The sequence below is a fragment of the Pelomonas candidula genome, from assembly GCF_043555985.1.
In the GTDB taxonomy this organism is placed as follows: Bacteria; Pseudomonadota; Gammaproteobacteria; order Burkholderiales; family Burkholderiaceae_C; genus Pelomonas; species Pelomonas candidula.
On the sequence record NZ_JBIGIC010000001.1, the window covers coordinates 491,333 to 515,935 of the forward strand.

Annotated in this window: 26 protein-coding genes; 15 read left to right on the forward strand and 11 right to left on the reverse strand. The window is 69.7% G+C overall.

Features of this window, described 5'->3' with window-relative positions; genetic code table 11:
• Positions 1-43: 43 nt before the first annotated feature.
• On the forward strand, positions 44-1,057 hold the full coding sequence (locus ACG04R_RS02385) for a DUF1444 domain-containing protein (protein ID WP_394406170.1): 1,014 nt from the start codon (positions 44-46) through the stop codon (positions 1,055-1,057).
• A gap of 5 nt (positions 1,058-1,062) precedes the next feature.
• Here ACG04R_RS02385 and ACG04R_RS02390 read toward each other — a convergent pair whose 3' ends face one another.
• On the reverse strand, positions 1,063-2,919 hold the full coding sequence (locus ACG04R_RS02390) for an ABC transporter ATP-binding protein (protein WP_394406171.1): 1,857 nt from the start codon (positions 2,917-2,919) through the stop codon (positions 1,063-1,065).
• Between the two features lie 200 nt (positions 2,920-3,119).
• Between ACG04R_RS02390 and ACG04R_RS02395 the strand changes: the two genes are divergently transcribed.
• On the forward strand, positions 3,120-3,551 hold the full coding sequence (locus ACG04R_RS02395) for a C40 family peptidase (protein WP_394406173.1): 432 nt from the start codon (positions 3,120-3,122) through the stop codon (positions 3,549-3,551).
• The gene (locus ACG04R_RS02400) at positions 3,548-4,024 is read left to right on the forward strand and encodes a hypothetical protein (RefSeq protein ID WP_394406175.1); all 477 of its coding nucleotides are present in this window, start codon (positions 3,548-3,550) and stop codon (positions 4,022-4,024) included. Before ACG04R_RS02395 ends, ACG04R_RS02400 begins: the two co-directional genes overlap by 4 nt.
• A 3-nt stretch (positions 4,025-4,027) precedes the next feature.
• Here the strand turns inward: ACG04R_RS02400 and ACG04R_RS02405 are convergent, their stop codons facing one another.
• The 7 genes from ACG04R_RS02405 to ACG04R_RS02435 all read right to left on the reverse strand — a co-directional run bounded on the left by ACG04R_RS02405 (position 4,028) and on the right by ACG04R_RS02435 (position 11,823).
• A complete protein-coding gene (locus ACG04R_RS02405) occupies positions 4,028-8,107 on the reverse strand; it encodes a hypothetical protein (RefSeq protein WP_394406176.1) in 4,080 nt (1,359 codons plus the stop codon).
• 85 nt (positions 8,108-8,192) lie between these two features.
• A complete protein-coding gene (locus ACG04R_RS02410; protein WP_394406178.1) occupies positions 8,193-10,073 on the reverse strand; it encodes a polysaccharide lyase family protein in 1,881 nt (626 codons plus the stop codon).
• A gap of 105 nt (positions 10,074-10,178) precedes the next feature.
• Positions 10,179-10,451 carry a DUF2164 domain-containing protein gene (locus ACG04R_RS02415; protein ID WP_394406180.1) on the reverse strand — a complete coding sequence of 91 codons (273 nt, stop codon included), beginning with the start codon at positions 10,449-10,451 and terminating at the stop codon, positions 10,179-10,181.
• On the reverse strand, positions 10,448-10,879 hold the full coding sequence (locus ACG04R_RS02420; protein WP_394406182.1) for a hypothetical protein: 432 nt from the start codon (positions 10,877-10,879) through the stop codon (positions 10,448-10,450). The genes ACG04R_RS02415 and ACG04R_RS02420 overlap by 4 nt, the downstream gene beginning before the upstream one ends.
• Positions 10,880-10,916: 37 nt before the next feature.
• Positions 10,917-11,312, reverse strand: coding sequence for an MAPEG family protein (locus tag ACG04R_RS02425; RefSeq protein WP_394406184.1), 396 nt, complete (start codon positions 11,310-11,312; stop codon positions 10,917-10,919).
• 45 nt (positions 11,313-11,357) lie between these two features.
• Positions 11,358-11,636 (reverse strand): DUF2277 domain-containing protein, encoded by a 279-nt coding sequence (locus ACG04R_RS02430; RefSeq protein ID WP_394406185.1) that lies wholly within the window; start codon positions 11,634-11,636, stop codon positions 11,358-11,360.
• Positions 11,637-11,649: 13 nt separating this feature from the next.
• Entirely contained in the window at positions 11,650-11,823 is a 174-nt protein-coding gene (locus ACG04R_RS02435) for an oxidoreductase-like domain-containing protein (protein WP_394406187.1), read from the reverse strand.
• An 87-nt stretch (positions 11,824-11,910) separates the two neighbouring features.
• Here ACG04R_RS02435 and ACG04R_RS02440 point away from each other — a divergent pair, with 87 nt between their 5' ends.
• The 3 genes from ACG04R_RS02440 to ACG04R_RS02450 are packed head-to-tail and all read left to right on the forward strand — an operon-like array spanning position 11,911 to position 12,937.
• Positions 11,911-12,237 (forward strand): YbjQ family protein, encoded by a 327-nt coding sequence (locus ACG04R_RS02440; RefSeq protein ID WP_394406188.1) that lies wholly within the window; start codon positions 11,911-11,913, stop codon positions 12,235-12,237.
• A gap of 3 nt (positions 12,238-12,240) precedes the next feature.
• On the forward strand, positions 12,241-12,531 hold the full coding sequence (locus ACG04R_RS02445; protein ID WP_394406189.1) for a hypothetical protein: 291 nt from the start codon (positions 12,241-12,243) through the stop codon (positions 12,529-12,531).
• Positions 12,524-12,937: a hypothetical protein gene (locus ACG04R_RS02450; RefSeq protein WP_394406191.1), complete on the forward strand. Its 414-nt coding sequence runs from the start codon at positions 12,524-12,526 to the stop codon at positions 12,935-12,937. The genes ACG04R_RS02445 and ACG04R_RS02450 overlap by 8 nt, the downstream gene beginning before the upstream one ends.
• Here the strand turns inward: ACG04R_RS02450 and ACG04R_RS02455 are convergent.
• Positions 12,921-13,241: a hypothetical protein gene (locus ACG04R_RS02455; RefSeq protein WP_394406193.1), complete on the reverse strand. Its 321-nt coding sequence runs from the start codon at positions 13,239-13,241 to the stop codon at positions 12,921-12,923. The two genes, ACG04R_RS02450 and ACG04R_RS02455, sit on opposite strands and share 17 nt — an antisense overlap.
• A gap of 85 nt (positions 13,242-13,326) precedes the next feature.
• On the opposite strand from ACG04R_RS02455, the gene ACG04R_RS02460 reads away from it, so the two are divergent.
• The 7 genes from ACG04R_RS02460 to ACG04R_RS02490 all read left to right on the forward strand — a co-directional run bounded on the left by ACG04R_RS02460 (position 13,327) and on the right by ACG04R_RS02490 (position 18,294).
• Positions 13,327-14,535, forward strand: coding sequence for a helix-turn-helix domain-containing protein (locus tag ACG04R_RS02460; RefSeq protein ID WP_394406194.1), 1,209 nt, complete (start codon positions 13,327-13,329; stop codon positions 14,533-14,535).
• 36 nt (positions 14,536-14,571) lie between these two features.
• Positions 14,572-15,225: an NHL repeat-containing protein gene (locus tag ACG04R_RS02465; RefSeq protein WP_394406196.1), complete on the forward strand. Its 654-nt coding sequence runs from the start codon at positions 14,572-14,574 to the stop codon at positions 15,223-15,225.
• 78 nt (positions 15,226-15,303) lie between these two features.
• The gene (locus ACG04R_RS02470) at positions 15,304-16,056 is read left to right on the forward strand and encodes a DUF899 domain-containing protein (RefSeq protein WP_394406197.1); all 753 of its coding nucleotides are present in this window, start codon (positions 15,304-15,306) and stop codon (positions 16,054-16,056) included.
• Positions 16,057-16,060: 4 nt separating this feature from the next.
• Positions 16,061-16,696, forward strand: coding sequence for a hypothetical protein (locus ACG04R_RS02475; protein ID WP_394406199.1), 636 nt, complete (start codon positions 16,061-16,063; stop codon positions 16,694-16,696).
• Positions 16,617-17,150 (forward strand): DUF2867 domain-containing protein, encoded by a 534-nt coding sequence (locus ACG04R_RS02480; protein WP_394406201.1) that lies wholly within the window; start codon positions 16,617-16,619, stop codon positions 17,148-17,150. The genes ACG04R_RS02475 and ACG04R_RS02480 overlap by 80 nt, the downstream gene beginning before the upstream one ends.
• Before the next feature lie 8 nt (positions 17,151-17,158).
• Entirely contained in the window at positions 17,159-17,536 is a 378-nt protein-coding gene (locus ACG04R_RS02485; protein ID WP_394406202.1) for a DUF7674 family protein, read from the forward strand.
• Positions 17,537-17,643: 107 nt separating this feature from the next.
• Complete coding sequence (locus ACG04R_RS02490; RefSeq protein ID WP_394406204.1) at positions 17,644-18,294, forward strand: MSMEG_1061 family FMN-dependent PPOX-type flavoprotein; 651 nt, start codon at positions 17,644-17,646, stop codon at positions 18,292-18,294.
• On the opposite strand, the gene ACG04R_RS02495 is transcribed toward ACG04R_RS02490, so the two are convergent.
• Complete coding sequence (locus ACG04R_RS02495) at positions 18,288-19,067, reverse strand: hypothetical protein (protein WP_394406205.1); 780 nt, start codon at positions 19,065-19,067, stop codon at positions 18,288-18,290. The genes ACG04R_RS02490 and ACG04R_RS02495 overlap by 7 nt on opposite strands.
• Positions 19,068-19,108: 41 nt before the next feature.
• Positions 19,109-22,663: an L-glutamate gamma-semialdehyde dehydrogenase gene (locus ACG04R_RS02500; protein ID WP_419964739.1), complete on the reverse strand. Its 3,555-nt coding sequence runs from the start codon at positions 22,661-22,663 to the stop codon at positions 19,109-19,111.
• A gap of 87 nt (positions 22,664-22,750) precedes the next feature.
• On the opposite strand from ACG04R_RS02500, the gene ACG04R_RS02505 reads away from it, so the two are divergent.
• A complete protein-coding gene (locus ACG04R_RS02505) occupies positions 22,751-23,221 on the forward strand; it encodes an Lrp/AsnC ligand binding domain-containing protein (RefSeq protein WP_394406206.1) in 471 nt (156 codons plus the stop codon).
• Positions 23,222-23,410: 189 nt separating this feature from the next.
• Entirely contained in the window at positions 23,411-24,601 is a 1,191-nt protein-coding gene (locus ACG04R_RS02510) for a DUF4382 domain-containing protein (RefSeq protein WP_394406207.1), read from the forward strand.
• Positions 24,602-24,603: the final 2 nt, after the last annotated feature.

Below are 24,603 nucleotides of genomic sequence, written 5' to 3' on the forward strand. Positions count from 1 at the left end.
GCGTCCCTACACTCCCGCCCGTCCAAGAGAGGGGGCGAGAGCGATGGATGCGACAACGGATGAGCTCGATGAACTGCTGGTGCGCGATGCGCAGTTGCAGGCGCTCGTGACGCCGGTGTGGGTGCTGGCCGCGCTGACGGTGGCGGCCACGCTCGGCCTGGTCGTGCACGCAGCGGCAATGTCCGTCACCTGCTGGATCGGCAGTTGGCTGGTCGGCCCGTGGGTCATCAGCCGCGCTGCACCGCTGCTGCGCACGCCACCTCTACTGAAGTACCTGCTGTTCCTGAGCTGTGCAATGCCGCCGCTGAGCCTGGCAGCACCGCTCTACCTGTGGCGGGCCTGCCGCAGCACGCGAGACGAGGTGCAGACACGGGTCCGCGAGCGCCAGGCGCGCGCGCGGCGTCGGGCGTCGGCACCGGGTGCTGCACCGGCAGCCGCGCCCACCGTGGCCACCGCCAACGTCGCCGCACCGGTGGCCCCCGTCCAGGCCGCGCTGCCGGTGCTGCGCGCGGTCAGCGCGGGCATGGGCGATGGCCGCGAACTCGAGTTCCGCATCGCCGACCCGGCGGCCGCCGCCAAGGCCCCTGGCGCGTCGCTACCCCCGTTGCGCTCGGCACTGGACATGTTCGCCGTGGGCTATCACGTCGATGCCGGCTCGCACTGGACGTCCTTCACCCGCGACGACATGAAGGCCGCCGGCCTCGACCTGAACGCGCTGCACCGCCAGGCGCTGTCCAACCTGATGAAGCTCGTCAAGGGCCAGCCGGGGCTGCGGCTCGTCGAGGGCCACGCCTACAACGGTGTGCTGCTGGACGGCGACCACGAGGCTTGCCTGGTGCTGCTGGACGGCATCTGGGAAGCACTGTTCGCCGACAAGACGCCCAACGGCGCCGTCGTCAGCATCCCGACCCGCGACGTGCTGGCCTTCTGCGATGCCCGTTCGGCCGAGGGCATCGCCGCGCTGCGCGAGGCGAATGCCCGGTTGAAGGACGCCAAGGGCGCCGTCTTCCAGGGCCTGCTGCTGCGCCGCGACGGCCGCTGGTCCGTCCTCGACTGAAGCCTTCAGTCCTCCAGCCCCAGGAACCCGCCGCTCTGGTGCGCCCACAGGCGCGCGTAGATGCCGTTCATCGCCAGCAGCTCGGCATGCGTGCCCTGCTCGACGATGCGGCCGGCGTCCATGACGATGAGGCGGTCCAGCGCCGCGATGGTGGACAGGCGGTGCGCGATGGCGACCACCGTCTTGCCTTCCATCAGCGTGTACAGACTCTGCTGGATGGCGGCCTCGACCTCGCTGTCCAGCGCGCTGGTGGCCTCGTCCAGCAGCAGGATGGGTGCGTCCTTCAGCATCACGCGGGCGATGGCGATGCGCTGGCGCTGGCCGCCGCTGAGCTTGACGCCACGCTCGCCGACGAAGGCCTCGAAGCCGGTGCGGCCCTTGGGGTCGGACAGCGTCGCGATGAACTCGTCGGCATGCGCGCGCACCGCGGCGCGCCGCATGTCCTCGGCGCTCGCGTCGGGCCGGCCGTAGAGGATGTTCTCGGCCACCGAGCGGTGCAGCAGCGACGTGTCCTGCGTGACCATGCCGATGTGGCGGCGCAGGCTGTCCTGCGTCACGCGCGAGATGTCCTGGCCGTCGATGAGGATGCGGCCGCCGCCCTCGGGCAGGTCGTACAGGCGCAGCAGCAGGTTCACCAGCGTGCTCTTGCCGGCGCCGCTGCGGCCGACAAGGCCGATCTTCTCGCCGGGCTTGATGACGAGGTCGAGCCCTTCGACGACGACCTTGCCGTTCGGGTAGGCAAAGCGCATCTGCTCGAAGCGCACCTCGCCCTGCGTGACGGCCAGCTCGGTCGCGCCGCTGGCATCGGCGATGGTCTGAGGCTTGCTCAGCGTCGCCAGACCGTCCTGCACCGTGCCGATGTGCTCGAACAGCGACGCCATCTCCCACATGACCCAGTGCGAGATGCCGTTGAGCCGCATCGCCATCGCCGTGGCCGCCGCCACCGCGCCGACGCCGATGGCGCTCACGCCCCACAGCCACAGCGACAGCAGCGCCGTGCTGCCCACCAGCAGGCCCGACAGCGTCGCATTGACGACCTCGAAGCCCGTGACCAGGCGCATCTGGCCGTAGGCCGTGGTCATGAAGTCCTGCATCGCCGACTTGGCGTAGCCGGCCTCGCGCCGCCCGTGGGCGAACAGCTTGACGGTGGCGATGTTGGTGTACGCGTCGGTGATGCGGCCCGTCATCAGGCTGCGCGCGTCGGCCTGGGCCTGCGCGATCTTGCCCAGACGCGGCACGAAGTAGCGCAGCGCGACGATGTACAGCGCCAGCCAGGCGGCGAACGGCGCCATCAGCCACGCGTCGAAACTCGCGACGATGGCGACCAGCGTGCCGAAGTAGACGCCGACGTAGACGAGGATGTCGACGACGATGAGCCAGGTGTCGCGCACGGCCAGTGCCGTCTGCATGACCTTGGTGGCGATGCGGCCGGCGAACTCGTCGCCGAAGAAGGCCAGGCTCTGCGACAGCATGCGGCGGTGGAAGAGCCAGCGCAGCCGCATCGGGAAGTTGCCGAACACGCCCTGGTACTTCATCAGCGCCTGCACGGCCGCGAACGCGACCAGCGCGCCCAGCACGACCACCAGCTTCACGACGACTGGCTGCGGCGTGGCCCACAGCTCGGCCGGCTTCATGCCGGACAGCCAGTCCACCAGCGAAGCCATCAGACTGAACAGCAGCGCCTCGGCCGCCGCGATGCCCGCCGTCAGCAGCATGACCGCCAGCAGGTGCTGGCGCACGCCATCGGCACAGCGCCACAGGAAGGCGAAGAAGCTGGCCGGCGGCGCGTGGCCGGCAGTCTCGGGATAGGGGTCGACGAGGCGCTCGAAGCGCGAAACGAGCGGTTGGAACAGCGAAGCCATCCCGCTAGTGTCGCTTGGTAGCGCTGTCAAGCCAGTCGTCATCGGCACCAGCAAGAGGTGCCGAATCACCGCACGATCTGTCACGGACAACGACAAGCTGGCGCATTACATTGCCGGCCGGACGCGCAGGCGCCCCCTCTCACCGGAGTACACAAGACATGGCAGATACCAGCGCCGCTCAGGCCGTCACCGGACAGGGCGTGGCCGCCAAAGCCCTAGAAGTCGGCACCACGATGGCGGGCATCGGCTACACCTGGGGTGGCAAGACCACCGCAGGTTTTGATTGCTCGGGCTTCGTTTCGTACGTGCTGACGCAGTTGTTCCCGAACGCGCCTTTCACGGGTGACGTGGCCAGCTACATCGCCAGCCCCCGCTTCGTCGACGTAGCAGACAGCGAACGCCGCGCGGGCGACATTGTGATCTTCCCGGCCAGCGGTGGCGCCGTGAACCACATCGGCATCGTCATCGATGAAAGCCGCTGGATCGGCAGCCAGTCCAGCACCGGCGTGAAGGCGGTGTCATTCAGCAATCCTTACTGGGGCAGCCGCCCGCGCAAGATTCGCCGCCTGGTGGCCCTGTCCGCCGCGGCCGTTCAGCTGGGGCTGGCCCTGCCTGAAAGTATGCTGGCATGAGGCCGTCGCACATCGTCACCTTGCTCGCGCTGGCCACGCTACAGGCCTGCGCCCAGCCCCCCACTCAACCCCTTTTCGCCAAGACCGACTGGACGGTGAGCGCCGTGTCCTGCCCTGCGGGTTGCTCGGCGCTAACGCGAGACTTTCTGCAGAAGCAGCTGGGCCAGCACATCACGCTGGACGACAACCACTTCGATGCCCCTTTCGTGGACCGATGCGCCGGCTCGCTGCGCTACCTGCCGCGCCAGCAGCCCGTGGCCGACGTGCTGGCCGAACTGCGCCGGGCAGCGCCGCCCAACGCCAAGCCGCTGACGCCGGCAAGCCTGGGGGTCGCCGGCGACGCTCGACTCACGACGGCCACCGCGCTGTGCCGCGAGGCGGCGGGCGAGATGTCCTACCAGCGCCTGCTCGCCATCGAGCCCGGCCGCGTGCTGGTGCTGTTCGAGGAGCAGTCGGTGATCGAGCTGCGTTGAGGCTCAGGCTGCGCGCGACCAGGACAGGTCGAGGACGTAGATGGCGATGAGCTGCCGGGCACGCTCGTCCAGCTCCGCCTCAAGCGCACGACGCAATTGTTCGGCGGAGTCGGGGGTATCGCCTCCCGGCGAGCGCTGGGTCTTGCGCCCGAACCAGAACACCAGGTAGACCCCGTAGGCACCGGCGCGCGGGTCGATGGTGTAAAGCCGCTGCAGCTGTTCCCGCCAGGCGGTCCAGAGGTCTTTGTGGCTGTCCTTCTTGGCTTCCACGGGCAAGCTCAACGCGGCGCGCCCCGGCACGGTGAAGGTCAACTTCATGTCCATGCGCTTGAGATCGGCCGCCGCCACTTCGGGCTCCACCAGGACACCCAGGGGCTCCAATTTCACCCGCAATTTCTCCAGCAGCAAGTCGCGGCATTCGTTCTCCTCGCGCGGCAACCGCTGGTCATTCCAGAACTGGGACAGCGCAAAGCTGTTGCTGCCCCGAAGTTCCTGGGAGATTGCGTGCAGATGGTCGAGCAGCAAGGCGCGCAGATCGGCCTGATGAGCCGGCGCCTTGTTCGCCAACGCGCAGGCAACTGCGTCTGGCGAGGCGACTTCAAACCGGGACTGGCGGGAGGCAGAACGCTGGGCTTGCAGGCTGTACTCCGCCACCAACTGCCATCCATGCGGCGGCGCGACGGATACCAACTCCTGCAGGGCCTCCGCCGCAGCAGAGGAAGGCAGTTGCGCTAACCGGTTGAACATCGCTCGAACCAGGTCTTCCCGTTGTTCCGCTGGTCTCACCCAAATGGCGCCGGAAGTCCGATCCCTTTGCTTGGTATGCGGCGCCAAGGCCGCGATCAGGACTTTCAGCGTCTGTGCTTCGTTGGGCAGCGCTTGCGCCGACAGCACACCTTGGCGGTACAGCGCCTCCGCCAGTGCCAAGCGGCGCGGTCGGCTGCTGGCAACGCAGGCATGAATGTCGTCAATTGCCGTGGCTCGGTAGCGCAGGTCTGCAACCAGCCAACTGAGGCGCACCCGAGGGCTGAGCGACGCGTCGCTCAACGCTTCGGCGATGAGCGCAGACGCCTGCGCAGAAGGCAACCGAGTCAACGCCGACAGCAAGTCACCATCCAGGCTGCGCCGAACCTCGGCGCTGGCCCGCTTCGGTAAACGACGCAGCACCTCTGGCAGCACCTGGGCCGTGACGGCCTCGTGCCCGTCCTCCCGGAACAAAGCGCCCAGCATTGAAATATCCACCGGATTCGCCGGAGGCGGCTGGACATGGTCCATCAGGACTGACGCGACGATCTCGGAACGCTCCCGCGCCAACAGCCGATACCAGTACGGTCTCTCGCCATGGCCACTCACCAAGTGAGCCGCCACCAGCGTTTTGCACAAGGACTCGCTCCAGCCAAGGGGCGCAGACCTGTCGACAACGCAGGCCTGGTTGGCCGCCACCAAGGCCGGTAGCGACAACAAATATTCGCGTCGTTCTTCTTTGGCCAACGCCAGGATTTCAGACCCTTGGGGCAGGTCACTGCGCGTCAAGGTCCGATAAACCGCGTCCATGACGGCTCGTGCACTTGCCATGTCCACGCCCAGCAGGTCTCGGACCTTGTCTTCCACGGGCTCGCCTTGCAAGCCGCTGCTGCGACCACGCATCAACTTCGCGACCTGGTGCACCAGCTGGACATCGGGATGTGGGGCATCGACTGTCGTCAGTGCGACAGACCAGGACTTGTGGCGCTCAACACGCTGCTCGGCCTGTTTGCGCCGGTACTCCTGATTTCGTCGATGCTGGTTCCCCTGCCAATGGTCCAGGGGCCATGTGGTCAGCTCGGACAGCCATTCGAGGTAGGGCATGGCATCGGTGTGGTGCTCGGTTGCCCAGGCAGAAAGCGACTCCAAGCTCGGCACGTCGAACTGATCGCCGGGCTTCATCACAGCCCAGATCACCTGCATGAGCACATGCCGAGCCACCTCAGGATCGTGCGTCGGCCCACAAACATCGCGAAGAAGCCGATCCTGATGATCTCGCGGCAGTTGGGCCCCCAACAGCCGCTCCTCGGCCCGCCAGAAGGGGCGTTGTGCTGACGGGCCTTCCGGCAGCGCTTGGTCGTAGCCGATCTTCAACACGGCATAGATCCGGTCAGGCCGCGCACTCAGCCAAGCCAGCACTTCTGCAAGGCTATCGGGAGCCGGAGTGTGAATACCGTATTTGTCCAGCCCGATCTCCAACCATGCATACAGCCGGTCGTCGGAAAGCTGTTCTCCCGACTCCGTCAGAGCGCGTGCGAGCAACTTCCCGCTCAAGGAGCGCAACTCGTCATGCCCCGGCTCCGCTTCGCACGCCGGGAACAACTGGAGCCACCGCTCGACCAGCGTCGCGGCATCGCCCGGCCGGGTCTTGCTCAAGAAGTGCAGCTCCCAAAAGGAGTCGTATCCGTCAAGCTGGCGGCGATCACGCCTCAGCTTCAAGTAGTCCAGCACCTCAGCCGGGCCGACACGGCCGGGATACGCCTCGCACAAGAGTTCGCCTGACAAACGACCGGAAGGATCGGGGAACTGCCCCTTCTTCATCGCATCCAGCCAGGCCCGCTCCTGAGTTGCTTGTTCGGGCACGGGGCAGTGGCGTCGCCAAGCCCGCAGCGCAATCACGCGATTGCCCTCGTCCGCCAACGGGTCGGCAACCCAACCCGCCAACGCCGGCGCCAGAGAGGGCATCAAGTCGCAATGCAGCAAGGCGTCCAGCAAGCAGTCCACAAAGGCTTGATGCCCGCGATCACGCTGGGGACGACACAAGATGGCGCGGATGTCCTCCGCCATGTCCGTCGTGAGCAACGCACCGAACGGATGGCTCTGCCAGGCGTCGCGCCGGAACCAGGGGTTCGCTGCCGCCTGCTCGGCCAGCGCCTGAAGCAGTTCCAACCGCTGCGTAGTGCGGAGCCGGGCCGGGTCGCCGTTGAGGACAAAGCCGAGCGGGTCCAATCGCAGCAACCGGCTGCGCGACGGCACGTGCGCCGCCACCAGCCAGGCCAGCAGCCCTCGCAGGGCCTCCACCGGCTGGCCGTCAAAGCCCTGGACCAGCGCCAGCACGCGACCGAGTGGCAAGCCGTCGTCGAGACGGCGGGCCAGCGCCCGGGCCGCCAGGTATTCGGCAATGCTGCGGTGGCGGGGCTGGGCCTGGCCGGCTGGCGCGATGAAGACCTTGGTGGCCAGCGCGGCGGCGGCTTCTGGCAGATCCAGCTCCGGCGGGAGGTGTTCCAGGGCGAGGGTCGAAGTTGAGGCCGGGGTGTGACTCGACACCAATGCGGACTTGCCGCTGAGCAGCAGGAGCGCGCAGAGCAAGCCGGCAGTGTTGAGAAGCTCCGCGTGATACCCGGCCTTCGGAGGGCGCGCTGCCAGATGGACCTCTGACGTCTCGCGCACCAGACGCTCGCAGGCCGCTTCGTAGACCTCCCAGCGCGTATGCGGCCACTGGCCGCCTCGCTCGGCCACGGCATCCACCATCAGGTCCAGCAGCAGCGGGTTGCCGAACAGCGCCGTCATCTGGCGTTCTTCAGCAGCCTGCCAGAAGGCGCTGGCGTCACCGATCTCGGCCTCGCGTCGCTGCAACAAGACGAGGGCCTCGTCCTTGGTGAGCGGCTCCAACTGCAGCACGGTCACCTGCCCATCAGGCGAGACCCTCGCGAGCTCACCCTGCTCGGCGGCACCGAGCCAATCGGCCTCACGGCAGGACAGCCGGAACCCGGCCGGCCTGGCCTTGTTCAGCCACGCACGAATGCTGCCCAGGGCGCCCAGCCCCTGCGCACGGCCGTTGGCCTTGATCTGGTCCAGGCCGTCGATGAACACGACGCGGTCACGCCAGCCCTCGACGCTTTCCACGCCGTCCGCAATGTCGCTGGCCTCCACCAACGCGGCGCCCTGCGCCAGCGCCTCGGCTTTGAAGCTGGTCGACTTGCCGGCACCGGGGTCGCCCAGCAGTACGTAAGCGACTTCCGCCCGCCAGCTCGCCAAAGGCTGCAGCAACGGCTCGCCGGAGATGCGGCGAGCGTGGCGTGGCAGGGGGTGGTCGTCAGGCGAAGCCGGGCGGGTCATGGCTGCGAAATCTACAGCCCACCGGCCAGCTGCCGTGCTATCGGCAACGCGAGGGATTCACCGCAACGGCCAGGGCCCCGCGCCCTCACTTCGACAACGTCGCCCCCGCGGCCTCCAGCCGCAAGTAGTCGTACTGCGTCGTGCCCGGCTTGCCCTTGACCGCGACCTGGGCCAGCGTGACGGTGTTGGCGCCCTGCTTCAGCAGCCCGGCCGGGATGGCGATGCGCGTCTCGGCGAACGCGCCGTGGCTGCCCAGGCGCACCGGCGCATGGCTGGGCTGCGGCGCCTTGTAGCGGGCGACCTCCGTACCGTTGACGGTGATGGCCAGCAGCGACTCCGACGACGCCAGCGCGACGACCAGCGACACGGGCGCGTCCTTGGGCGGCGCGGCAGCCAGCGTGAAGTCGATCATCCACGGCGCCGTGCCGAACTGCGCGTAGCGCCAGTCCTTGCGCCAGTCGCTCCTGCCGACGGTGTAGGTCAGCGGCGCGGCCTCGGCGACGGCCTTCTGGTAGGTGGCCCACCGCGAGTAGTCGAAGGCGCCGTCGGCGAACTCCTGCGTGTCGCGGTCGGGGATGCCGATCTCCCACAGCGTCGGCGCCACGCGCGGCGGCGCCCATTGCACGGTACCCAGGTCCAGCGCCTTGCCGGCCTGCACGTCGACGCTTGCGCGCTTGAAGGTGCCGATGTTGCCGGCGCCGAAGGCCAGCAGCTGGTAGCGGCCGGGCAGCACGTGCGGGATGCTGAAGCGGCCGTCCGCGCCGGCCTTGACCCAGAACTGGTAGGTGCGGCCCTGCAGCTGGAAGTCCGTGCCGCCATCGTCGGGCGCCAGGCCAACCCAGGCGCCTGCGGCCTTTGCGGCGGGGTTGCCGGGGTCGCTGACAGTCAGCGTGCCGCTGACGGTGCCGCGGCCGCTCTCCTGCACGTAGTCGGCATTCCTGAACCAGGTGTACGGCCACGCGGCGCGCTCGGCGTCGGCCTGGGCCTGGGCGTCCTTCCACAGCGATTGGGTGACCTTCTCGGTCGGGTCGGTCGCCGCGCCGGCGTAGCGGTTGGCGTAGACGAAGAACGGGCCGTAGGTCTTGCTGAACTCGCGGCCGGCGTCCAGCACCAGCTGGTTGCCGATGTTGTAGTGCGAGCCGTTGAGCATGTTCAGCAGCGTGTGGCCCATGTGCACGGTCAGCTCGCGCTTCATCGGGCCGCCGTTGTAGTACTCGTGGCTGGGCACGGTCATCCAGATGCCGACGCGCTTCGTCGTGCTGCTCCAGCCCCAGACGTTCACGTCGCCCAGGTCGACGCTGTAGGAATACTTGCACTCGTACTGGCCGGCGTAGCGGCCGCTCGTGAGCTGCGTGACCTCCTTGGGCGCGCCAGGCACGCGCACCGACGCGGCCATGTCCTCTTCGGTGGGCATCAGCCGCTGGCGCTTCGCGTCGACGCTCAGCCAGTCGAACATCGGGCTGACATAGGCGTTGGAGCGCCACTCGCCGATGTCGACCTTCGGGTACGCGGCCGGGTGGCGCAGCACGGCCGCGGCGTAGTAGCCATGTGCGCCGCGCTTGAGGCTGAAGTAGATGTCCACGTCCATCGCCGCCTCGCCGGCCTTGCCGGACCAGGGGCTGTGGATCTTCACTTCGGCGTAGTCGCCGTGGGTGGCCGCGGGCTCGACCGTCGCCGCCGACTGGCCCCGGGGCCCGCCGTAGGCCGGCGCGTTCCAGCTCCAGTAGAACCGGCCGCCCTGGTGGCCGCCGGCGAACAGGTTGCTGCCCTGGTAGTTGAAGCTGCTGATCGTCGCGTCCGCCTTGTTGACGCGGATGGCGACGATGCCGTTGTCCAGCACGATGGCGCTGCCTTCGTCCTTCAGCGTGACGTCCGGGCCGGCGCCGGTGCCGCCGCCGGCAACGTTGGCGGCGCAGAGGGCCGGCGCCAGGGCCAGAACCAAGATGGGCAGGCGGGTGAGCGTCATGGAGGTCGATTCCGTCGGGAGGGAGGAGCCACCCTCAACGACGCGCCCGCCACGACGGCCGACACCGCATCGCTCAAGGCGTTGCGCGATTTGCCGGCGGCCCCGTCAGCGCCGCTGCGGCCGGGGCGTGCGGCGGCTCCAGTACTGGAAGGCGTCCTCGTGGATCTCCACGTCCACCTCGGCGACGCGCTGCGTCAACCGCTCCTGCACCTCGGCCACCGCCTGGTTGTAGACCAGCGGCGCGATCTCCTCGAGGAAGAAGCCCAGCAGCGCGCCGGCGGCCAGGTTGCCGACGTGTTCGTCCAGCTCGGCCTCCAGGTAGCGCTGCAGCGACGCGACGGCCTGCTCGCGCTCGGCGCGCTCCAGCTCGATGGTCACGGCGCCACCGCGCTGGCCGCCGACGCCGACGCGCCGGGCTGGGGCACGACGACGCCCGGCGTCAGCGAGATCTCGTCCACCAGCGTGACGCCGGTGACAAAGTAGCGCGTCTCGCCGAAGCAGCTGCCCGGCAGGCCGACCTTTTCCTCGTAGTGCAGGTTCACGCGCCGGCCCATCACCTTGTTGATGGCCTGGGCGGTGGCCTCGTCGTGCACGGTGAACTGGAACTTCTCGACCGTGCTGGTGCCCGGCAGCGACACCAGCGCCTGCTCACCCTCCCAGGTCTTGCAGATCCAGCCCTTGCGCGAGAACTTCTGCACCCAGCCGGCGCGCTCGCCCTCGGAGTAGCTCCAGTGCCAGGCGAAGACGAACCAGGCCGCGACAAGCAGCAGCAGGGCGGCGATGGACAGGGCGATCTTCAGGCGCATGGCGGGGTCAGCGAAGCCGGAGCGCGGCGATTGTGCGTCAGCTCATGCCGGCGACCATCATCCCCAGGCCCACGATGCTGACCGCCCACACGCCGGTGCGCAGGAACGGGATGCCCGCCACGTAGACCGGCAGGTAGACGATGCGCGCCCACAGGAAGACCTGGGCACCCAGCAGCACACGCTCACCGGTCGCGCCGGCGGCTTGAGCGACGAGGGCCAGCGCTGCGAAGAAGACGAAGTTCTCGACGGTATTGGCGGCTGCGCGCACCGCCCGGCCGCCCAGCGGCGTGGCCTCGGGCAGGTTGTCGCGGTTGCCGAAGGCCAGCATCAGGCCGGTGGGCGTCCAGGCCCGCGCGCGGATCAGGCTCGCGACGACGACGGTCGCCCACGTGAACACGGCCATGCAGACGACGAGGGACAGCAGCTTGGGCATCAGATTCCTCCGGTGGGTGGCAGCGTCGGCGCGACGCGCCGCGCATCATCCGCCCGGCTGGCCGAAGCGCGCCTGCGAGCGAACCCGTGCCTTCTCGGCCTCGACGTCACGGTTTTTGGGTTCGGCCGTCGTCACCAGCGCCGCGATCAGCCGGCGAGCCTCGTCGGCGATGGCCGCCACCGCGTGGTCGAACGCCGCCTCGTTGGCCTTGGACGGCACGTTGAAGCCGCTCAGCTTGCGCACGAACTGCAGCGCCGCGTCGCGGATCTCGACCTCGGTGGCGGGCGGCTCGAAGTTGAAGAGGGTGCGGATGTTGCGGCACATGGTGGGCCCTCGCTCAGGCGGCGTCGGGATGCCTTTCGCGCCACGCGCGCAGCGCGCGGCGGTAGTCGTCCATCGCCAGGTCGTACAGGTCGAAGATGCAGGGGTCGCAGCCGTTGCCGCAGCAGTTGTCCAGGTCGGGCTGCGGCGGGGGCTCGGGTTTCGGGTCGGGATCGGGCAGGTCGGTCATCGCGGTGAATTGTCCGGCGGCGTTCCTAACGGTTTCCTGATGCCCGCCCGCCTAGGATGGATTCACCCCATCCCGAAGGAGAACCCCGTGCTCATCGTCACCACCGAGAACCTCGCCGGCCACCGCGTCACCGAGGTCAAGGGACAGGTCTTCGGCGTCGTCGTGCGCAGCCGCGGCCTGGCCGGCAACATCCTCGCGGGGCTGCGCTCCATCGTCGGCGGCGAGATCACCGAGTACACGCAGTTGCTGGAGGAGGCACGCCGCCACGCCGTCGACCGCATGGTCAAGAACGCCAGCCTGATGGGCGCCAACGCCGTCGTCATGATGCGCTTCGACTCGTCGGAGATGGGCCAGACGATGAGCGAGATCGTCGCCTACGGCACGGCCGTGGTCGTCGAGAAGCTGCCGGCCTGAGCCATGTTGCGAACCGTGGTGTTCATCATGGCGCTGACGGTCGGCCTCGTCGGCGTCGGCGCCCGCCTGGCGGGCCATGCCGAGGCGACGCCAGCCGCGTTGTGGGGCGTCCTCATCGCCGCGGCCTTGCTGGTGGAGCGCTGGCGCTACCGTGCCTCCGCCGCTGCGTCTCCGGACGATGGCTGGCAGAAGACCGACGAGCGCTTCGTCGACCCCGAGTCCGGCCAGACGATGCGGGTGCTCTACAACCCCCGCACCGGCGAACGCCGCTACGAGCACGACACCCTTGGCTGACTACGCCCTCAAGGCCGAGATCGCCGACCCGCGGGCCGGCGCCTGGGACTTCCCGGCGCAGAAAACGATGTACGGCGGCCGGCGCATTGCGGTGGGCGACGTCGTCTACCTGTTCGCGAGCGAGAACGAGGGCGGCACTGGGCTGGTGGCGCGCGGCATCGTGACGGCAGCCGAGGCGACGCCGCCGCGGCCCGGCATCGAGCGCCAGACGCCACGCGTCGGCATCGCGGTCACCCGCACCGCGCTGGCGAAGCGCCGCCTCGGCCGCGCCGAGCTCAAGCCGTTTGCCGACTGGGACGACGGCCGGCCCGAGACCGAGCTGAACTTCAAGTGCTACCGCCAGGCCACGAACAAGATCGTCGGCCTGTCGCCCGAGGCGGCCGCCTTCCTCAGCGGCTTCTTCTGAAGCGCTCGGCGTACTTGATGCCCTCGATGGCCTTGTGGATCTTGCGCAGATCCTCCAGCGGCTTGGACTTGGCCTGCTCCTCGGCGGGCAGCCGCTCGGCCAGCTCCAGCAGCAGCTCGGTGATGGTGCCGAGCTGATCGCCATAGCTCGCCACGTCGAAGGCCTGGGCCTCGATGCGTGCGTCGCCCGACGCGGGCTTGATGCCGCGGAAGAAGGCGTCCAGGCGCGGCTCGATGTCCTGCGCCACGTCGCCGCTGAAGGGCAGCCGCACCTGAGGCGCCCAGAACCAGACCCAAGGAAACATGCTCGTCCTCCCGAGCGCCCATGACCGCAGGCGCGTGCCGCCATCGTGGCCGAGTGCCGGCGCCGAGACAAGCTAGCCTTTGGGGATGGACTCGCTGATCTCCGCCGCCGCCCGCGCGCTCGCCACCGGGGACGCGCTGCTGGCACTCAAGCACGTCGCGCTGCGCAGCGACCCGCCGGCGTTGGCGCTGCGCGGCATCGCGATGGCGCAGGTGGGCGAGCTGGCGCGCTCGCGCGAACTGCTGCGGCAGGCGGCGCGCGGCTTCGGTGCGCAGGAAGCGACGGCGCGGGCGCGCTGCGTCGTCGCCGAGGCCGAGGTGGCGCTGGCACTGAGAGACTTCGCCGACCCGCCGCGCACGCTGGCCGACGCGATGGCCACGCTGGAAGCGCGCGGCGACCGCGCCAACGCACTGCAGGCGCGGCTGGTCGCGGCGCGGCGCTGGCTGCTGCTGGGGCGGTTGGACGACGCGGCGGCGCTGCTCGCGCCGGTGGACACGCAGGGTCTGCCGCCACTGCCGGCCGCCGTCGCGGCGCTGGCGACGGCCGAGCTGGCGCTGCGGTCGCTGCGCATCGCCGACGCGCAGGCGGCACTCGCGCGGGCTGAGGATGCAGCGGGGCGGACCGGCATCGCCGCGCTGCAGGCCGAGGTCGCGCAGGCGCAGGGTCTGCTGGGCCAGCCCGCCGCACGCGTGGGCGGCGCCGAGCTGCGGCTGCACGAGGTGGCCGCGCTGCTGGATTCGGGCGCACTGGTCGTGGACGCCTGTCGCCACGGCCTGCGCGCGGGCGGCGCCTGGCTGCCGCTGGCGCGGCGGCCCATCCTGTTCACGCTGCTGCGCGCGCTGGCCGAGGCCTGGCCGGGCGACGTGGGGCGCGACGCACTGATCGCCCGCGCCTTCCGGCTGCGCGAAGCCGACGACACGCACCGCGCGCGGCTGCGCGTGGAGCTGGGCCGGCTGCGCGCGCTGGTGGCGGGGCTTGCCGATATCGACGCCACGCCGCGCGGCTTCGTGCTGAAGCCGGCGCAGGGCCGCGACGTGGCCGTGCTGGCGCCGCCCGTGGAAGGCGGCGCGGGCGAGCTGCTTGCGCTGCTGGCCGACGGCGCGGCCTGGTCCACGTCGGCACTGGCACTCGCCCTGGGCGCCAGCCAGCGCACGGTGCAGCGCGAGCTGGCCGAGCTGGAGGCCGCGGGCCGCGTGCGCGCCATCGGCCAGACGCGCTCGCGCCGCTGGCTGGCGATGCCGCTGACGGGTTTCACGACGATCTTGTTACTCCCCGCCGCGCTGCCGCTTGCGTAGATTCGCGGTCATGCACTTCAGCCCACGGAGCCCGCGATGACCACCCCCAAGACCCAGCCCGCCGAGATCGTCCGCGAGTACGGCCCGTTTGCCGGCGTCGACAAGGTCGGCGGCGTCACGCACGACGGCGAGCGCGTCTGGGCCGCCACCGGCCAGGCACTGATGGCCTTCGCGCCCGACAGCGGCGAGGTGGTGCGCCGCATCGACCGAGCCGCCGACGCCGGCACCGCCTTCGACGGCCATTACCTGTACCAGATCGCCGAGGCCCGCATCGACAAGATCGACCCGGCCAGCGGCGCCGTCGTCGCGTCCATTCCCGCGCCGGGCCATGGCGGCGACTCGGGTCTGGCCTGGGCCGAAGGCAGCCTGTGGGTGGGCGAGTACCGCGAGCGCCGCATCCACCAGATCGACCCCGCCACCGGCGCCATCCAGCGCACCATCCAATCCGACCGCTTCGTGACCGGCGTGACCTGGGTCGACGGCGAGCTGTGGCACGGCACCTGGGAGGGCGACGCGAGCGACATACGCCGCATCGACCCCGGCAGCGGCGCCGTGCTGGAGCAGCTGCAGATGCCGGACGGCGTGAACGTCAGCGGCCTCGAATCCGACGGCGCCGACCTGTTCTATGCCGGCGGCGGCGGCACCGGCAAGGTCCGCGCCGTGCGCCGACCCAAGCGCGCCACCGCCTGATTTCCCCACCCGCAACGACCACCCGACGCAGGGTGGAGCCGCTGCATGGCCTTTTGCCCCCCAACCCAGGAGATTCCGATGACTGCCACCACACACCCCATCGTCAGCCGTGACCGCTGGATCGCCGATCGCAAGGCGCTGCTTGCGCAAGAGAAGGAGCTCACCCAGGCGCAGGACCGCCTCGCCGAGGCGCGCCGCGCGCTGCCCTGGGTGCGGCTGCACACCGACTACGTCTTCGACACCGTGGACGGCCCGCGGGCGTTGAGCGATCTGTTCCAGGGCCGGCGCCAGCTGCTGGTGCAGCACTTCATGTTCGGCCCCGGCTGGGAACAGGGCTGCAAGAGCTGCTCCTTCATGGCCGACCACCTCGACGGCATGGCTCTCCACCTGGCACACCGCGACATCGCGCTGCTGGTGGTGTCGCGCGCACCGCTGGCCGACTTGCAGCGCTTTCGCGCGCGCATGGGCTGGCAGTTCCCGTGGGCCTCGTCGAACGGCAACGACTTCAACCGCGACTTCCACGTCAGCTTCGCGCCGGAGGACCGGCAGGACGGCGAGGTCTATTACAACTTCCACCTGACGCCGTTCCCGCAGACCGAGGCGCCCGGCATCAGCATCTTCTACAAGGACGATGCGGGCGACGTCTTCCACACGTATTCGACGTTCGGCCGCGGCGTGGAGGTGATGATGGGCACGTACGGCCTCGTCGACCTGACGCCCAAGGGCCGCGACGAGGCGGGCCTCAGCTACACGATGGAGTGGGTGCGGCACCACGACCGCTACGAGGACACGCCGGCAGGCGCGGCCTGCTGCGGCGGCGCCAAGGCCTGATGCCATGAGCGGCGCCGCCAACCTCTGGCCCTGGCTGGCCGTGGCCGGCGCCGGCGCGCTGCACGGGCTCAACCCGTGTTCGGGGTGGGCGCTGGCAGCGGCCCGAGGCATCCGCTCAGGCCAGGCGCGGCAGGCCTTGCTCGCGCTGCGGCCGATTGCGCTCGGCCACGCGGCGGCTGTCGTCGCGGTGGCAGGCCTGGTTGCTGTCAGTGGCGCGCTGGACGCCCTGCCGCTGCTCGCGGCCGGTGCCGGGCTCGGGGGAGCGACGCTGTTGCTGTTGAAGCGGCGCGGCGGGCTGGCGGCCAGCGCCTTCGTCACGGCGACGCTGCAGGGCAGCGGGTTGATGCTGGTGCCGGCGTTCATCCCGTTATGCCTGAGCGCCTCGCCGGCGCGCGAAATCACCGCGTCGGGCTCGCTGCTGCTGGCACTGGCGGCCGTGGGGGTCCACATGGCGGCGATGCTGGCCGTGACGGCCGGCGTCGCGTGGGCCGCCTGTGACGCGACGGCCCGGCTGCGCGGTGCAGCCACTAGGATGCGGGAACTCCACGGACCAGCCCGTCATGACGCCCACGCCTCAAGAGACCACCGCCCCGTCGAACAGCCTCATCGCGAAGCTGGTGCCCGGCTCGGACTTCCATGACGCCTGGGCCGTGCCGGCGGGCGACGCCGGCCTCACGGCGCTGGGCCAGTTCCTGAAGGCCGCGGGCCAGACGCCGCGCTGGGTGTCGGCCTGCATGTCGCTGCGCAACCGTGTCGTGTCGCTGTTCGGCCTGAAGAACCTGGGCGGCCTGGAGAACCTGCCGCGCGGCAAGGCCGAGGCCGACTACCGCCCCGGCGACCGCGTCGGCATCTTCACGCTGTTCGAGAACACGCCGGGCGAGGTGCTGCTGGGTGACCGCGACAAGCACCTGGACGTGACACTGTCCGTCCACGTGACGCCGCAGCCCGCGGGCGGCGCGTCGCTGATCACGCTGACGACGGTCGTGCGCGTGCACAACCTGCTGGGCCGCGTCTACATGCTGCCGGTCACGCCGATGCACCGGCTGATTGCGCCGACGGTGTTGAGGGCAGTGGGGCAAGTGCCATCGATCTGACGGTAGCCATGAACACCGTTGCGGATCTACACCAACAAGTTAGGCGCCAGTTCCCGAGCATCGCTGGACTGGCAGACCGCTTCCACGAAAAGCGGTGGGAAGGCATGGTGGACGAGGTTGGCGAGTACGCCTGGTTCGAAGCGCTTGCGGACGCGCTCAACGATGAAATGCGCCGGCAGGTTCCCTTCGACCAACATCGGGCAGTTTTTCAGATGCTGGCCCGCGCATACGCCAGCGGCTCCGATGAGGTGCGCGGATGCATCGACGTGTCATTCGTCGAGAACTTGTTCTGGACCGTATCCAGCGCGAAGAGCCTCCCGTATTGGGAGCGACTTCCTCCTGCCCTGAAGCAGCTCTACGTCGACTTTCATCGACGGGAGCCATGAAGCGGGGGAGCCGGCTTGCGCGGATGAGTGGCCGCCACCACGTCTGACGACGCGATCGGCGCTGCGTCGATCCCACAATGGCCCACCACTCGCCCCCGACTCGCCCGATGACTACGCCGCCGACGCACCGCCTCACCGCCGACCTCATCCACACCGAAGCGCAGCTGCGCGTGTTGATCGGCGAGCCCGCCGCGCTGACCTGCGCCAAGATCACCGACCGGCTGAATGCCGCGACACGCGTGTTCGTCGAGCGCTCGCCGTTCGTCTGCATCGCCACCAGCGACGCGACAGGCCGCTGCGACGTCAGCCCGCGCGGTGACCCGGCGGGCTTCGTGCGTATCCTGGACGACCGCACGCTGCTGCTGCCGGAACGCCCCGGCAACCGCCTCGCGGACACGCTGCGCAACGTGCTGGCCAATCCGCACGTCGGGCTGATCTTCGTCGTGCCCGGCGCGACGGACACCTTCCGCGTCAACGGCCGCGCCGTGCTCACGACGGATGCCGTGCTTCTGGCCCCATGCGCGCTGGAAGGCCGCACGCCGAAGCTGGGCCTGCTCGTCGACATCGAGGAGGCCTACACGCAGTGCTCCAAGGCCTTCCTGCGCTCGCAGCTGTGGGACCCGACGCGCTTTGTCGCCCCCGATGTGCTGCCGACAGGCGGCCAGGTGCACCGCGCCATCCAGGGCGAAGCCTTCGACGCGACCCGCTATGACACCGAGCGCGCGGAGCGCTACCGCCGCCGCGAAGGCTTCTACTGAGCGATATGCGGTGACGAGGTCGGCCCGCAAACTCCCAGCGCGTCGAGTCCGCCGGCACCCAAGTAGACCTCGTCCTCTTCCCGCTTCTCGGCACAACGCATGGCGAGCACTCGGCTCGCGACCCGTTGTGCCTCTGCCCATGCCGCACTTTGGCGAGGAAGGACGGAGCCCGTTCGAGCGTCGAGCGCCAGCCCGACGTACTTCGGCGGGTTTGCCGGCGTCAGCGCCTCGACATCGGCTGTGGGAATCATGACCTGCAGGATCAATTGCTCGCCGTCGGCGGAGAAGGCGTGGGCGCCGCCCCAATGAATCGAACTCACCGAGCGAGGCAGCACGTACACGTACGGCTTGGGCAGGAAGTCGGTCAGTGCGAGCTTGCGCGCCTCGTGCCCTTCGCGGTCGTAGAGCACGAGCAGGGCGTCTTCCGAGCGATTCCGGCTGAAGGTTGCAACCCGGCCATCGTCTGAGACCACCGCGTCGCTTGGGCTCTCATCGGTAAGCCACGCCTGCCACGCCGATTGCCAACGGCCCTGGTCCAGGTGTTCCAGAGTCCCTCTCGCGCGACTCCAGGATCGAGGGCGTCCATCACCGAGTTGGATCTCGTCGCGACGACAGCGTTCAAAGGTACCTGACCCACCGGGCACCACCACCAGACGCCATTGCCCACCGGGCGAGAGGAATGCTTTCGGACAGGGCGGCAGCGTGACATCCGCATGGACCGACAAGCCCAGGACACCCAGCATCGCCAGTACGCCCGACCGCAGCCACGCCATAGGTTCTCCCAGGTTTCCCTGGGTTCGAACAATAGCCCGGCTCAGTGCACCCCCGCCAGCAACGCCGCATTCCCCCCCGCCGCCGCCGTGTTGACGGTCAACGTCTGCTCCGCCGTGAAGCGGTAGAGCTGGCGCACATGGCCGGCCGCCGTCACCAGCGGCAGGATGGCGCCGGGGCGGGCGGCGAGGGCCAGGGCCAGCGTGTGGGCGGCGTCGGCGTCTGACGAGGCCAGCGCCACGCCGGCCAGTTGCGGCGCGGCGAGCAGGCCCGGCAGCGCCGTGTCGGGCAGCAGCGTCAGCGCGTTGACGGGCAGGCCGGCACGCAGCAGCGCCTGGCGGGAGCGTTCGTCGTCGCCGAGCCAGATGGCGCTGTTGCCGGCGAGCAAGGCGCTGACGACGGCCGCGAGGCCGGCATCGCCGCGGCCCAGCACGACGAAGGCGCCGCGGGCGTGATGGCGCAGCGTGTTGCTCTCGCCGGTGGGGCCGGGCAGCACCACGTCGGCGAACTGCGTCTGCGCCGCACCGAACAGGCCGCGCAGGGCCAGCGCCGTGGAGGCGTCCAGCGTGTCGGCCGCGCGGCGCAGCGTGGCGATGCGTTCGGCCAGCGGCGTGTCGCGCCAGGTGGCGTCGGCGGCCACGGCGAGTGCGGCGCTGCGGCCGTCCAGCGTGAGCGCCGGCGCAGGCGCGTCGATGCGCGGCTCGGCGCAGAAGCGGCGCAGGTAGTCGGGGCCGCCGGCCTTGGGGCCGGTGCCGGACAGGCCTTCGCCGCCGAACGGCTGCACGCCCACCACCGCGCCGATGATGTTGCGGTTCACGTAGACGTTGCCGATGCGCGCCTCGTCGGCCAGGCGCTGGGCGCGGCTGTCGATGCGCGTCTGGATGCCCAGCGTGAGGCCGTAACCCAGCGCGTTGATGTCGCGGATGACCTCGTCGACGGACTCGTCGAAGCGCACGACGTGCAGCACCGGGCCGAAGATCTCCTCGCCGAGGTGGGCGATGCGCGGCAGCTCGAAGGCGACCGGGCGGATCTGGCGCGGCATGGCGTCGGCGACCGGCGCCTCGGCGATGAGGCGGGCCTCGCGCTTCAGGCGCTCGACATGGCCGGCGATGTTGGCGTGGGCCTCGTCGTCGATGACGGGGCCGACATCCGTCGCAAGGTCGGCGGGCCGGCCCACGTGCAGCTGCTGCAAGGCACCCTTCAGCATCTCGATGACGCCGTCGGCGATGCTGGACTGCACGCACAGCAGGCGCAGCGCCGAGCAGCGCTGGCCGGCGGAGCGGAAGGCGCTCTGCACGACGGCGTCGATGACCTGCTCGGGCAGCGCGGTGGAGTCGACCACCATCGCGTTCAGGCCGCCGGTCTCGGCGATCAGCGGGAGGGGCGAGTTGGGCTTGGCGGCCAGCGCCTTGTTGATGATCTGCGCCACGGCGGTGGAGCCGGTGAAGCAGACGCCAGCCGTGTGCGCGTGGGCCACGAGGCCGGCGCCGACGGTCTCGCCGGGGCCGTGCAGCAGGGCCAGCGCATCGGCCGGCACGCCGGCAGCGTGCAGCAGCTCGACCATCTTCAGCGCGACGTACGGCGTCTGCTCGGCGGGCTTGGCGGCCACCGTGTTGCCGGCGACGAGCGCAGCGACCACCTGGCCCGCAAAGATGGCCAGCGGGAAGTTCCACGGGCTGATGCAGACGAACACGCCACGGCCGCGCATGCCGGGCGCGTCGGCCTCGGCTTGATCAGCGTAGTAGCGCAGGAAGTCGACGGCCTCGCGGACTTCGGCGACGCAGTCGGCCTGGGTCTTGAAGGCCTCCTTGACGAGCAGCGCGCAGAACTCGGGCAGGCGCGCGTCGAGATCATCGGCGGCGCGGCGCAGGATGGCGGCGCGGGTGGCAACGGGGCGGGTGTTCCATGCGGTGAAGCCGGCGTGCAGGCGCTGCATCGCGGCGTCCACTTTCGCGGCGGTGGCTTCGGGCACGGCGCGCACCGCATGCGCCTCCAGCGCGGCCTGCAGCGGCGCGCGCTGGCTTGGGGCGGTCAGGTCGGCGCCGGTGGAGTTGGCGCGGCCGCGGCCTTCGCTGTCGAGGTAGAGCGCGGGCGGCAGCGGCAGGGCCGGCGTGGTGCGCACGTCGGCCAGCGGCGAGCCCAGCAGTTCGGGCACCTGCACGCTCGGGTCGGCCAGTTGGTGCACGAAGGACGAGTTGGCGCCGTTCTCCAGCAGGCGGCGCACGAGGTAGGCCAGCAGGTCGCGGTGCTCGCCGACGGGGGCGTAGACGCGGCAGGGAATGCTGCCGTCCTTCAGCACCTCACGGTAGACGCCTTCGCCCATGCCGTGCAGGCGCTGCATCTCGAAGGGCGCACCGGTCGCACGGGCCATCTGCACGATGGCCGCGATGGTGCCGGCGTTGTGGCTGGCGAACTGCGGATAGATGACGTCGGCGTGCTGGATCAGCGCCCGGGCGCAGGCCAGGTAGCTGACGTCGGTGTGCTGCTTGTGCGTGAACACGGGGTAAGCGCTAAGGCCCAGCTCCTGGGCACGCTTGATCTCGCCGTCCCAGTAGGCGCCCTTCACGAGGCGCACCATGAAGCGCAGGCCGTGCTTGCGGGCGATGGCGGCCACCTCGTCGACGACGGCAAGCGCGCGCGTCTGGTAGGCCTGCACCGCGAGCCCGAAGCCGCGCCACTGCGGGTAGCGCAGCGCGATGCGCGCGGCCAGCGTGTCCAGCACGTCCAGCGACAGCTCCAGGCGGTCGACTTCCTCGGCGTCGATGGTCAGGTTGATGTTGGCCTCGGCGGCCAGCTCGATGAGCTGCCACACGCGCGGCAGCAGCTCGGCGAACACGCGCTCGCGCTGCAGCACCTCGTAGCGGCTGAACAGCGCGCTGAGCTTGATGGAGATGCCGTCCGACGCTTCGGGCGACTCGGCGCGGCGGCCGGCCGCGATGGCCTTGATGGCGCCGATGTAGGCCGCCTGGTAGCGGCGCGCATCGTCCTCGGTGCGGGCGCCTTCGCCCAGCATGTCGTAGCTGAACCTCAACTGCTTTTGCGCCTTGCGCGCGTCGTCGGCCTCGCTCATCGCCTCGCCGATGTTGCGGCCCAGCACGAACTGCCGGCCCAGCAGCTGGATGGCGCGCACGGTGGCCGCCACGACGGTCTGCGCGCCCAGGCGCTTGAACAGGCCGCCCTCATCCTCGGCGCCCGGCAGGAAGCGCTTGGACATCGAGATGGCCGAGGCCGACAGCGCGGCCAGCATCTTGTGCGGGCTGCCTTCGCTGGCACCGTCGAAGTCTGCGCGGCCCAGCTGGTCGGCCGTCAGCGCGATGGCGGTGGGCGCATCGGGCACGCGCAGCAGCGCCTCGGCCAGCCGCATCAGCGCCAGGCCCTCGCTGCTGGTGATCGGGTACTCGCGCAGCAGCGACTCCATGGCCCAGAACGGCGCCGGGTTCTTGCGCACCTGTTCCACCCAGGGCGATGCCATCGCGATGACGCCGGGCCAGTCCAGCGCCGCGCCGACACGCGCCGCCAGCGACTGCACGACGCCGGCCTCCGCGCGGTAGGGGTCCGGCAGGCGCGGTTGCTCGGGCGGGGCGGTGAACGTGGGCATGGCTTACTCCTGGTGAGATCAGCAATGTATTCAGCCGGTTCTTGAATTAAATTTCGATGATTGATTGATTGGGTGAGAAAAATCCAGATGACTGACGAGACCCGGCTGGACAAGATCGACGAACGCATCTTGCGCGCCTTGCAGGCCGATGGGCGCATTTCCAACCTGAAGCTCGCCGAAACGGTGCACCTCTCGCCCACCGCCGTGCTGGAGCGCGTGAAGCGGCTGACGCGCGACGGCTACATCCTGGGCTACGAGGCGCGGCTGAACCCGGCCAAGCTGGGCGCGGCGATGCTGGTGTTCATCGAGGTGCACCTGGACCGCACGGTGCAGGACGTGATGGACACCTTCAAGGCCGCCGTCCAGGCCCGCCCCGAGATCCTGGAATGCCACCTCGTGGCCGGCGGCTTCGACTACCTGCTCAAGACCCGCGTGCGCGACATGGGCGCCTACCGCGAGTTCATCGGCAGCGTGATCTGGACGCTGCCGGGCGTGCGCGAGACGCGCACCTACGCGGTCATGGAAGAGGTGAAGGCGACGAATGCGTTGCCTTTCTGAGCACGGCGTTGCAAGTCAGATGAGTCGGTTGCGCAAGCTACAACCGCACACCACGAGCAAGTTCTCCGACAGCCGCCAGTCGCCCCGTCGAGCCTAGAGTTTCTGGCGTCGATGGGGCGCAGATGGCTTGGGCCATTTGCGATGCGGGCGGAGACGACATCCGCCGTACAGAGAAGAACGGAGCGCACGATGAACACACAGCGCAGACTTTTTGCGGCCCTGGCGGTCGCCGGCTTGACCCTGCTCACCGCCTGCGGCGGCGGGGGCAGCGACAGCGGATCGAGCACGCCGATGAATGCCGGCACGCTCAGCCTCTCGCTGACCGACGCGCCCAGCTGCGGCTACGACCACGTCAACGTGACGATCCAGAAAATCCGCATCAACCAAAGCAGCACAGCCAGCGACACCGATGCCGGCTGGACCGACCTGACACTGGCGCCCGCCAAGCGCGTCGATCTGCTGACGCTGAGCAACGGCGTGCTGGCCTCGCTGGGCCAGATCCCGCTGCAGGCTGGCCACTACTCTCAGCTGCGCCTGGTGCTGGCGGCCAACGACACCACCAATCCGCTGCAGAACTCGGTCGTGCCCACCGGCGGCGCCGAAGTGGCGCTGACGACGCCGAGCGCCATCCAGACGGGCATCAAGCTCAATGCCGACATCACGATCGCGGCCAACCAGCTGGCCGACTTCGTGCTCGACTTCGATGCCTGCAAGTCCGTCGTGTCCGCGGGCGCGTCCGGCAAATACCAGCTCAAGCCGGTGGTCGCCGTGACGCCCAACTACATCTCCGGCGTCAGCGGCTATGTCGACGCGTCGGTCGCCAATGGCAACACCCTGGTCTCGGTCCAGCAAGGCGGTGTCGTCGTGAAGGCCACGGCGCCGGACAGCACCGGCAAGTTCCTGCTGCAACCGGTCGCACCGGGCAGCTACGACCTCGTCGTCACCGCACCGGGGCGGGCCAATGAGGTCGTGACCGGCCTGACAGTGACCGCATCCACGGTGACGACGCTGAACGCCGCTGCGGCGCCGCTGGTGCTGTCGGCATCGCTCAACGGCACTGCGGCCGGCACCGTGAGCACCGGTACGACACCGATAGACGCGAACGTGCGGGCGCTGCAGACGCTCTCCAACGGCGACAAGGTGGAGATCCTCAGCCGCACTGTCGACACGACGACCGGTGCCTACAGCTACGCGCTGCCCGTCGGCGGCACGATGGTGGCCGCCTACGTGGCGCCGCTGGGCTCGCTGAGCTTCAGCGCGGACATCGCGGCCACGGCCAAGTACGGCCTCGAAGCCAGCTCGGCCGGCGTCGTCAAGACCGCGGGGCCCCTCACGCTGAGTGCCGGCGCGACGACCACGACGAACTTCACGTTCCCTTGACG

Coding starts and splice junctions, on each gene's coding strand:
- ACG04R_RS02385 (WP_394406170.1), top strand. CDS start 44: ATGGATGCGACAACGGATGAGCTCGATGAACTGCTGGTGCGCGATGCG.
- ACG04R_RS02390 (WP_394406171.1), bottom strand. CDS start 2,919: ATGGCTTCGCTGTTCCAACCGCTCGTTTCGCGCTTCGAGCGCCTCGTC.
- ACG04R_RS02400 (WP_394406175.1), top strand. CDS start 3,548: ATGAGGCCGTCGCACATCGTCACCTTGCTCGCGCTGGCCACGCTACAG.
- ACG04R_RS02405 (WP_394406176.1), bottom strand. CDS start 8,107: ATGACCCGCCCGGCTTCGCCTGACGACCACCCCCTGCCACGCCACGCT.
- ACG04R_RS02410 (WP_394406178.1), bottom strand. CDS start 10,073: ATGACGCTCACCCGCCTGCCCATCTTGGTTCTGGCCCTGGCGCCGGCC.
- ACG04R_RS02420 (WP_394406182.1), bottom strand. CDS start 10,879: ATGCGCCTGAAGATCGCCCTGTCCATCGCCGCCCTGCTGCTGCTTGTC.
- ACG04R_RS02425 (WP_394406184.1), bottom strand. CDS start 11,312: ATGCCCAAGCTGCTGTCCCTCGTCGTCTGCATGGCCGTGTTCACGTGG.
- ACG04R_RS02430 (WP_394406185.1), bottom strand. CDS start 11,636: ATGTGCCGCAACATCCGCACCCTCTTCAACTTCGAGCCGCCCGCCACC.
- ACG04R_RS02435 (WP_394406187.1), bottom strand. CDS start 11,823: ATGACCGACCTGCCCGATCCCGACCCGAAACCCGAGCCCCCGCCGCAG.
- ACG04R_RS02445 (WP_394406189.1), top strand. CDS start 12,241: ATGTTGCGAACCGTGGTGTTCATCATGGCGCTGACGGTCGGCCTCGTC.
- ACG04R_RS02455 (WP_394406193.1), bottom strand. CDS start 13,241: ATGTTTCCTTGGGTCTGGTTCTGGGCGCCTCAGGTGCGGCTGCCCTTC.
- ACG04R_RS02460 (WP_394406194.1), top strand. CDS start 13,327: ATGGACTCGCTGATCTCCGCCGCCGCCCGCGCGCTCGCCACCGGGGAC.
- ACG04R_RS02465 (WP_394406196.1), top strand. CDS start 14,572: ATGACCACCCCCAAGACCCAGCCCGCCGAGATCGTCCGCGAGTACGGC.
- ACG04R_RS02470 (WP_394406197.1), top strand. CDS start 15,304: ATGACTGCCACCACACACCCCATCGTCAGCCGTGACCGCTGGATCGCC.
- ACG04R_RS02475 (WP_394406199.1), top strand. CDS start 16,061: ATGAGCGGCGCCGCCAACCTCTGGCCCTGGCTGGCCGTGGCCGGCGCC.
- ACG04R_RS02480 (WP_394406201.1), top strand. CDS start 16,617: ATGACGCCCACGCCTCAAGAGACCACCGCCCCGTCGAACAGCCTCATC.
- ACG04R_RS02485 (WP_394406202.1), top strand. CDS start 17,159: ATGAACACCGTTGCGGATCTACACCAACAAGTTAGGCGCCAGTTCCCG.
- ACG04R_RS02490 (WP_394406204.1), top strand. CDS start 17,644: ATGACTACGCCGCCGACGCACCGCCTCACCGCCGACCTCATCCACACC.
- ACG04R_RS02495 (WP_394406205.1), bottom strand. CDS start 19,067: ATGGCGTGGCTGCGGTCGGGCGTACTGGCGATGCTGGGTGTCCTGGGC.
- ACG04R_RS02500 (WP_419964739.1), bottom strand. CDS start 22,663: ATGCCCACGTTCACCGCCCCGCCCGAGCAACCGCGCCTGCCGGACCCC.
- ACG04R_RS02505 (WP_394406206.1), top strand. CDS start 22,751: ATGACTGACGAGACCCGGCTGGACAAGATCGACGAACGCATCTTGCGC.
- ACG04R_RS02510 (WP_394406207.1), top strand. CDS start 23,411: ATGAACACACAGCGCAGACTTTTTGCGGCCCTGGCGGTCGCCGGCTTG.